This window comes from Pseudomonas sp. CFBP2511 (assembly GCF_030209255.1).
GTDB lineage: Bacteria > Pseudomonadota > Gammaproteobacteria > Pseudomonadales > Pseudomonadaceae > Aquipseudomonas > Aquipseudomonas avellanae.
Genome location: NZ_JARVSI010000015.1, coordinates 1 through 9,319, shown reverse-complemented (window position 1 = coordinate 9,319; position 9,319 = coordinate 1). Strand labels below are relative to the sequence as shown.

The 9,319-nt window shown below is 56.6% G+C and carries 6 protein-coding genes; 2 read left to right on the top strand and 4 right to left on the bottom strand.

What is annotated here, in order from left to right; translation table 11 throughout:
- Positions 1–2 precede the first annotated feature (2 nt).
- Entirely contained in the window at positions 3–2,009 is a 2,007-nt protein-coding gene (locus tag QRN38_RS12145) for a MacB family efflux pump subunit (protein WP_057418361.1), read from the top strand.
- Positions 2,010–2,014: 5 nt separating this feature from the next.
- Here QRN38_RS12145 and QRN38_RS12140 read toward each other — a convergent pair whose 3' ends face one another.
- Positions 2,015–2,683 carry a helix-turn-helix transcriptional regulator gene (locus QRN38_RS12140; RefSeq protein WP_005762344.1) on the bottom strand — a complete coding sequence of 223 codons (669 nt, stop codon included), beginning with the start codon at positions 2,681–2,683 and terminating at the stop codon, positions 2,015–2,017.
- A 386-nt stretch (positions 2,684–3,069) separates the two neighbouring features.
- On the opposite strand from QRN38_RS12140, the gene QRN38_RS12135 reads away from it, so the two are divergent.
- On the top strand, positions 3,070–3,975 hold the full coding sequence (locus QRN38_RS12135) for a serine hydrolase domain-containing protein (RefSeq protein WP_057418362.1): 906 nt from the start codon (positions 3,070–3,072) through the stop codon (positions 3,973–3,975).
- Between the two features lie 111 nt (positions 3,976–4,086).
- Here QRN38_RS12135 and QRN38_RS12130 read toward each other — a convergent pair whose 3' ends face one another.
- The 3 genes from QRN38_RS12130 to QRN38_RS12120 form a co-directional block, all read right to left on the bottom strand.
- Positions 4,087–4,965: a hypothetical protein gene (locus tag QRN38_RS12130; RefSeq protein WP_057418364.1), complete on the bottom strand. Its 879-nt coding sequence runs from the start codon at positions 4,963–4,965 to the stop codon at positions 4,087–4,089.
- Positions 4,966–5,283: 318 nt separating this feature from the next.
- The gene (locus QRN38_RS12125) at positions 5,284–6,165 is read right to left on the bottom strand and encodes a hypothetical protein (RefSeq protein ID WP_057418365.1); all 882 of its coding nucleotides are present in this window, start codon (positions 6,163–6,165) and stop codon (positions 5,284–5,286) included.
- Positions 6,166–6,328: 163 nt separating this feature from the next.
- Positions 6,329–9,319 (bottom strand): hypothetical protein (locus QRN38_RS12120; protein WP_285362415.1); only part of this gene is annotated, 2,991 nt, incomplete at its 5' end.

Sequence of the window (9,319 nt, the reverse complement as noted above, 5' to 3'; positions counted from 1 at the left end):
ACATGAACCAGAAGGTAGACATCGAAGCGTTGCACGAAACGTCGATCAACAGCGACCAACCGCTGCTGCGCCTGCAACAGGTCAGCCGCAGCTTCATGGCAGGCGACCGCGAATTTCAGGTCCTCAAGCACATCGACCTGGCCATTCACACCGGCGAACTGGTGGCGATCATCGGTGCATCGGGCTCGGGCAAATCAACCCTGATGAACATTCTCGGTTGCCTGGACCATGCCAGCGCCGGCAGCTATCAGGTCAACGGGCAGGAAACCCGCGAGCTGGATGACGATGCGCTGGCAGCGCTGCGCCGCGACCATTTTGGCTTCATTTTCCAGCGCTACCATTTGTTGCCGCACCTGGATGCGGTTCGCAATATGGAGATTCCGGCCATTTACGCCGGCACCGCGCAGACCACGCGCCATGAGCGTGCTCAGGCATTGCTCACGCGCCTGGGACTGGGCGGGCATCTGCAGCATCGGCCCAGCCAGATGTCCGGCGGTCAGCAGCAACGCGTGAGCATCGCCAGAGCGTTGATGAACGGCGGGCAGGTGATACTGGCCGATGAGCCGACCGGCGCACTGGATACCGCCAGCGGCAAGGAAGTCATGCGCACGCTGCTGGAACTGCATGCCGCGGGCCATACTGTGATTCTGGTAACGCACGACCCCAAGGTGGCTGCCAACGCCGAGCGGATTATCGAAGTCAGCGACGGCGAAATCATCAGTGACCGACGCACGGCGCAGACAACGCAGCCCGCGCCCGAAGCGCAGCCAGCCACGCCGCCAGGTCCCGCGCCCAGGCGTCTGTTGGCCAGCCTGGGGCTGTTCCGTGAAGCGTTCAATATGGCCTGGATCGCGCTGATATCGCACCGCATGCGCACCTTGCTGACCATGCTTGGCATCATCATCGGTATCACCTCGGTGGTCTCGATCTCAGCCATTGGCGAAGGCGCCAAGCGCTATGTGCTCAAGGACATCCAGTCCATCGGCAGCAACACCATCGACATCTATGCCGGCGCCAACTTTGGTGACAGCCGGGCCAAATCCATCGAAACGCTGCTTCCCTCAGACGTTGCCGCGCTCAATCAGCTGTATTACATCGACAGCGCCACCCCCGTGGTCGGTCGCAGCATGCTGGTGCGCTACCGCAACGTCGATGTGGACGCACAGCTCAATGGCGTCAGCAGCCGCTATTTTCAGGTGCGCAACATCCAGCTGGCGGCGGGCATCACGTTCAGTGATCAGGACGCCCGGCGTCAGGCTCAGGTAGTGGTGCTTGATCACAACACTGCTCAGCGCCTGTTCGGGCCGGGCGTCAACCCGCTGGGACAGGTGATTCTGGTCGGCAAACTGCCGAGCACGGTGATCGGCGTCACTAGCGACCATAAAAACCTGTTCATCGCCGGTAACACGCTCAACCTGTGGATGCCTTATGAAACGGCGGCGGGGCGGGTGCTGGGGCAGCGACATCTGGACAGCATCAGCGTGCGGGTCAAGGACGGTATGCCGAGCAAGGCGGTGGAAGAGCAGATCAAGGCACTGATGCTGCAGCGTCACGGCACCAAGGACTTCTTCACCAACAACCTCGACAGCGTCATGCAGACCGTACAGAAAACCAGCCGCTCGCTGACCCTGTTGTTGTCGCTGATTGCGGTTATTTCCCTGGTGGTGGGCGGAATCGGCGTGATGAACATCATGCTGGTGTCGGTGACCGAGCGCACTCGCGAAATCGGCATCCGCATGGCCGTCGGCGCGCGTCAGTCGGACATTCGCCAGCAATTTCTGGTCGAGGCGGTCATGGTCTGCCTGATGGGCGGGGTAATCGGTATCGGCCTGTCCTACGCCATCGGCTATCTGTTTACCTTGTTCGTCCAGCAGTGGGAAATGGTCTTTTCACTGGCCTCGGTGGTGACCGCATTCGCCTGTTCGACCTTGATCGGCGTGCTGTTCGGCTTTGTGCCTGCACGCAATGCCGCCCGTCTGGACCCTATCGAAGCGCTGGCGCGGGACTGATGCCCTCAGCAGGGCGAATAATTGCTCTCGGACGACGCATACATCCAGCGCATCAGCGAATGCCTGCCACTGATGCCCAGTTTGATCGCGGCACGGCGTTGGTAACTGCCGACGGTATTGACCTTGAGCGCCAGACGCTCGGCCTGTTCGATAGCGGTGTGGCCTGCGAGCAGGCCGAGACAAACCTGCGTCTCGCGTTCGGAAAGGGTCAGCCCGGTCTCACGCAGGCGCTCATGGAAACGCTCTTCGAAACTCTCCGTCCTGGCGGACTCGGTTCCGGGCATCGCAAGTTGCAAGGCATTCACGTGTTTTTCAAGTATCGAGAACAGAAGCGGAGAAAGATCATTCAGCTGGCGGCGCTCTTCTTCAGAAAACTCATGGGCAGGAAGCGCCCGGAAGACCGATATTTTGCAACTAAAGTTTTCAGAAGCCTGCGCAGGGTAAAGATGAATCGAATCATTGAGCAGCAACGTGCCGCGCGCGGACGTCACCGTCTCGTTGAACACCGTCGGCGCCGAGGCGGGCGGGGTCTGCCAGGCCTGCGGCAGCGAGGACAGGTGCGTGGCATCCACGGCAAGCTGAGTGACGATCAACTTGTGAAACATGCTGGAAAAATGGCCGCTGCCAATGCTGGCGATGGCCCTGCCAATCTGCGGGAGTAGTGAATTGGGCATAAAGTCATCCGTGATTTCAGAACTGCTGACAAGAGCTTGGACGCCGAAAGGGCGGAGTAGTCACATGAACTTTTTCAGGCGGGCTTTCGCAGATCGTACGTGGCGTTAGATGCCATCTAGATGATCTATTAGAGCGCGACTAGTTTCAATTACAGCAAAGGGTACAGGCCTGATGTTACCTAAATACTTCATCATCACAAGGGGTTATTGTTGTTGATCGGGGGAGTCGGGCGCGATGGGCTTGAATCGGGGGGCGCAGGTGCATGCGTTTTTTGTGACCGGCCGGTAGGGCATACTCGGCAGGCTCGTGATGCCATGCATCGCACGACATGGCCCCACGCAAGCCAATGTTGGTTTCAAGCCTTTTCCCTACAGGATGCCTGCACATGTTTTGTTCCACCATTCTGAACGGTCGGCATTTGCCGGCAGAGCATTCAGACGTGGTTGTACCCTGGTGGAGCTTTACCAAACCGGTGCTTGCTACCGCGGCACTTTCGCTTGTTCGTGACGGTTTGATACAGCTGGACGACCCCGTACAGGAAGGCCCATTTACGCTTCGGCAACTGCTCAAACACCAGGCAGGACTTGCGGACTACTCGGAGCTGCCGGAATATCACGCTGCCGTTGCTGAAGGCCAGATTCCGTGGCCAGCAGCCGAAATGATGCGCAGGCTTGACGCCACGCGATTGCGTTACGCGCCAGGAACTGCCTGGCGATACTCGAATGTGGGCTACTTGCTGGTCGCCAGGCTGATTGAACGCATTACCGAGCTGAGCCTGGAGGACGCCTTGGCCCGCCGCGTACTTTTGCCCCTCGGTGTCACACAGGTCCGATTCGCCAAGACACAGGAAGACCTTGCTGAGGTGCATCCGGCAAGTCTCTCTTCGTACCACCCTGGCTGGGTCTACCATGGCTTGCTGGTCGGCCCACTTTCAGAGTCGACCATTTTGCTGGATCGCTTGTTGACCAGCCAGCTTCTCCCTATCTCTTTGCTACAAGACATGCAGGATGCAATAGCGCTCGGCGGCCCAATACAGGGAAGGCCGTGGGCCACTCCGGGTTATGGACTGGGCCTGATGATAGGTGGCACAAACGGTGGGCTTACACTTACCGGGCATACAGGCGTGGGGCCTGGCGGTGTAATCGCAGTGTTCCATTGCTCAAGTGGCCACAACGTGGCGACCTGTTCGGTTTTCGATGAACACGGTGATGAGGGGCAGGTCGAGGCGAAGGTTCTGGCGCAGCTTTTGATCGCTGTCGGTGCGCAGCGGGCGATTGGCGACGTTCGATAAGGCGCAGGGCTAGCCGGCGAGTTCGATGTAACTTGACTCGCCATCGCCATCCGCACCAAGTCATCCGCCCAACCTCAAGCCCAACGCCGCCGCAGACCGCCCCCCCCAGATTCACAAGCCATAATCCACATACCGCGCCATAAGATTCGGGCGGCTAAACGTATCAATCGCATAAACCCGCTGCCACATGGCATCAACCTCGGCCTTGAACGTGGCGTCATCCATATCGATCCAGTAGCGAGGGTTACGGCCGCGTTGCTGATCGTAAATGGCGGTGACCGGGTCGAGGTGCCTGTACGGTTCGAACAGCGGAATGTCCGGAATCGGGCCGCTGGTGTCCATGTAATTTTGTAGGAAGTCCCAGAGTGCGCAGGGGCGTTGCTGGAAGTCGTCGGCGTTTATAAGCATATGGAAATTGATCTTACGGTGTTCATAGCGGTGCTGAAGCAATAGCCCGTATGTAGGGCCGTGGCGATTATTGGTGGTGGTCATGTAGGCGTCGAACTCATAAAAAGGCGCAATGAATTCGTCGATTACCCCTTCTTTTCGATGGCGTGTGTAATCGAAGATCGTGACCAGACCGGTTCTGCGATTAAGCTCCCAGTCAGGGCCTTTTGGGGGACGAAACCACAGGTGGGGGAAGTGGTTCACGACGGTATGGCTGATAAGCCAGAGGAGTAGCGGGATACCCACAAATATTGGATAAACTTCAGTTAGCAGCTTAATAGTGGTTGCTTGCCAGCTTTTGCGGGATGCCGAAATTATTAATGGATGTGTCAATAGAAGCGCTGCAAGAAAAACAAAAAAACTGCCTTTTCCGAACTGCAGCATAATGATAAAAAATTGAGAGCGAAATGGAAGCGGTGCAAACCTGAAGCATTCATTGTCGCATTTATTGTGAAGATCGACCCCTTCAAAGATAGCCGGAACAAAGGTCCCACTTGCCTTTTTTTCCTCTTTTTCTTTTACCACTTCCTCCCAGAATCTCATGCTTTTCGGGGTGGAATCCTCAAAAAGTTTCATTGAAGCTGTCTGTTGGGTGCTACCCCAAGGCATAAGTCTGGAACACGCTGAAGATAAAGCCGCTCGTAAAGGTGATCTCTGTTTAGGGATGTTGTCAGGCCGGAAAGCCTGCAACTCGTAATAAGGTTTCTTATTCGCATCAGTCATTCGAAAGCGCCTCCTTATGAGCTTTTTCATCGGCCCAGAACGGCTGGTTGATTTTGTTGAAGCTGGGCGTGACTATCGTGCCACTATGCGTTGGTATGCATTTTTTGACGCTCTGCGTCATAGATCGGACGCCACATCTCATGATCCGTAATCCACATACCGCGCCATAAGGTTCGGACGACTAAACGTGTCAATCGCATAAACCCGCTGCCACATGGCATCAACCTCAGCCTTGAACGTGGCGTCATCCATGTCGATCCAGTAGCGCGAGTTGCGGCCGCGCTGCTGATCGTAAATGGCGGTGACCGGGTCGAGGTGCCTGTACGGTTCGAACAGCGGAATGTCCGGAATCGGGCCGCTGGTGTCCATGTAGTTTTGCAGGAAGTCCCAGAGTGCGCAGGGGCGTTGCTGAAAGTCGTCCGGGCCGAGTAGCGCATGGAAGTTGATGCGCTGCTCCTCGTAGCGATGCTGTAGCAGCAGGCCGTAATACGATCCATGACGATCATGCGTGGTGATCATGTAAGCGTCGAACTCGTAGAACGGCGCAATGAACTCGTCGATCACCCCCTCTTTTCGATGACGTTTGTAGCCAAAGATCGTGACCAGACCGGTTCTGCGATTGAGTTCCCAGAGTGGGCCTTTGGGAGGGCGGAACCAGATGCGAGGGAAGTGATTGATTACGATATGGCCGATGATCCAGCAGAGTAGAAATGGGAGTGAAATAAAGTAACTACCACCAATGAAAGCCTCAAGGAAATCGACTTTTGTGTAAGAGCTTTTTGAGGCTACGTGCATTGCCAACGAGATCAGTGCATAAAAAGGTGTGAATATCAGAAAAATCCACTTCCCTCCTAGGTTTATGTAAATCCAGAATTTAGAGTACGCAGGTAATTGTGCAAAACGCATGCACTCTTGATCATACTTTTGATGAAGGTTTACCCCTTCAAACGGTGCCGGGACATAGGCTCCACTGTTTGTTCTCTCCTGCTTTTCTTGTCTGAATTTTTCCCAAAAACGCATCTCCGCTGGAGTCGGTTCGTCCAAAATACTGTCTGGCACTACGGCCTGTGTGTGCCCCCAGGCCAAGCGCAAATCCTCAAAATTATAAGCAGATTGTGCAGGTTGATCGGGTGTGCTGTTTGGTAGGTAAGCGCTTTCGCCGTAGTAGGCGTTACTTTCGGAATTAATCACTAGACGAAGCCCCGTGCGTGACTTCATCAGCCCAGAACGGCTGATTGTTTTTTTCAAAGTCAGGCGTTGCCCATTTTTGGCTGTACTGAGTGGAATCCTTGACACCCGGGGCGGGAAAATAATGTTCTTCTCTTCCGCGCGTCAGGATAAACTGAGCCCTTATCGCCCATTTATAATAATATCTGCGGCTACCTGTCGAGGAGATCTGACTGATTTTAGTTGTGAAAAAAAGCTCCAGTGCATCAGGGTGCAGCCGTTGTGCCTTCGGCGTTTCAGGTCTTTCACCTATTTTACTTTCTGCTCGATAAGGAACGCCCTGATTGTTGGTTATTTCAGTGATACGGCACTGCCGGCACTCGGCTTGAATACTGAGACTGTCGAGACGACCTATAAGGCCCGGCAAGCGGCTTTGAAGGCGAATGATCGTGTCTGCGCTACGGATGGCGTGAGGTATATCGGCGCGAGTATTAAATGTAGCGTGCTGTTCGTAAGCCGGATTTTTTTCGATGGAAATGCTGATGCCGGCAAGCAAGCTCGTCAGCCGATAAAACGCCTCTGCCGGGTCTTGTAAATATCGGTCGATTGAATGAGGTTCGCCAAATGGGCCGTTTGCTAACCAAGACTCCAACGGAGTTGAACTCATCACGATCACCAAACCCACGCCCACTGTGATCAGCAGCAATGCGGTCCAGCCCAGTGCAGTAAGTCCAAGCAGCTTTGTAGCCGCTCCGAATAACGTTCCTAACGAACCCGCTACCCCTCCCATAGATAGCATGAGATAACCGTACATAGCACCATCGTTCCACTGCCAGGCCTGCCCTGCATCAATGATATTGACTGCGGACAGAATCCAGCCAGAAAAGAAAAAACCTAGCAGTCGGCCCGTGACTTTTTCGGTGAGCTTTCTGGCCAGTGCCTCACCGAAGAAAACAGCGGCTTTTTTCGATGAAATAGTGAACAAGGTTATTCTGGCCACGGAGATTGCTGATTGCTGGCCTGCCAGTTTGATTGCTAATGCTTCTAGTGCTATTACGAGATCTAGGCTGGCACCCAAGATACCTACACCTGTTCTAACTACGCCTTTCTCCCTAATCGTTTGCTCCCAAGCAGACACCTCCGAACTCACATTCCAAACCTCCAACATCAACACCGCCAGACAAAACGGCGTCGAACCCAACACCCGATAAGCCGCTTTGTTCTTCTCTGCATCCAGCCCCTCTATGGCCTCACTTAATCCGCTTTTCGCCCGGATATGACCCCGTTCCCCGTCACCCACCGCACCCGCCGCTTCACGCGCTTTTTTAAGCGTTCGGTTCATGTCGCCGACCACCTGCGCGGTCTTGTGCCCGCGAGGGATCACCAGCACCAGATTGTCGCCCGTGGGCAACCGAGTTGATGACGGTGGCGGTGGGGCGATGTCGCCGAAGGAGGTTCCGTCGGCGCGCAGGTATTGGCCGTAGCGTGTTTTGGGCAATGACTCCCGGCCGGGCAGGTCTTCCAGGCCGAATACGTAGTGTTGCGGCGTGACCTGATTGCGCCGGATCAGGAACGCCGCCCCAAAATGCTCGGGCATCATGCTGCGCAGTTGTTGCACGCCCCGGCCCTGGCGGTTGACGTTGATTTTGTGGGCGTTGGTGCCGAGGCGTTCCTGCATCTGGGCCAGCCGGTCGTTTGCCGAGCGGACGTTGGCATGGACACTTTTTACAGTGCCCTTGGTGGAGGCGAGTGCCTGGCTGGCTTTGTCGACTGCATTGGCAGCGCCATCCGAGGCGCTCTGCAGGTTTTCAAAGATCCCGACCAGCGCCGCCGTCGTGGCCTTGCCGTTGTTGATAAGGAAGAAGTTCTGCAGGCTTTCGCCCGCCAGCAAATTAGCGAGGGTGGTGGCGTCCAGTGTGACCTGGGCGATGGGGTCAGGCGCTGGCCGAGTCTCGAAACGGGCCAGTTCGGTGGCGCGAAAACGGCCGTCGCCTTTGTTTTTTTCATCGGAAACCGGCACCACATAAGGCGCGCAAGCGGTCTGTAGATCGCACTCGGGCCAGAGCATGAGGTGTAGAGGCGAGGTAACATCGCTGGCGATCTGATTCAAAAACTTCTGCCCAAGGCTCACGGCCTGATCCCACATCCCGACCCCCGTGACCGCATCCACCATGTCGCCGCCGGGGGCCAGCAGATCGACGTTGGAAGGCAGCAGCGCGAGAGTCGCCAGCGTCCTGCTCAACTCATACATCGCTGCCACGTAGTCGAAACCCTCAAGGCTCAGGTGATCCGCCAGCATTTGCTCCGTGGCGCTCTGTTTCAGGCTGGCGACCAGCGCGTCCTGAGCACTGAGCATGTGCCGCCAGACCACCGCGCGCTGGACCGTGGCCGTGGATTGGTTGATCGCTCGTCTGCCCGGCTCATGCAGCTTGGCCATCGCCGCGTGCAGCGGGTTTTCCTGACCGCGAATACTGCGCGGCACCACCAGTTGCTGCACCAGTAACGCGCTGGCATGGTGTGGGTGAAGAACTGCGTGTCGGGCGCACAGCGCGAACAGTTGCTGGCACGTATCAACCCGTTGCCGCAGATGGCGCAGTCGATAACAGGCATCGTCCAGCAGCACGCCGCAGACCTGCCGCTGCCGCGCTTTGTGCAACACATCGACGACACCGGCCTGCGCTTCCCAGAGCACGCCCGCATCGACGGGCTCGGCATCCGCTTCGACCGGCAAACTGGCGAGCAGCGCGTCAGCCATCGCCGTCAACTCCAGGTGCCTGACATCCCGCACTGCAATGCCTCTGGCAGCCTCGGCCAGAAATACCTTGGCCTGCCTGAAAGACTCGACCGGATACTGCCCCGACAGGTCACACAGATACCGCGCCGGATGATCGAGCAGCCTTTCAAAACCGGGCTGGCGGGCGCGCTGCGGTGCAGCCAGGCTGACCGGAAACACGTTGTATTGCAGATTCAGCCGGGTCGCCTTGATCGGGGCGATGAGTGCCTGGGC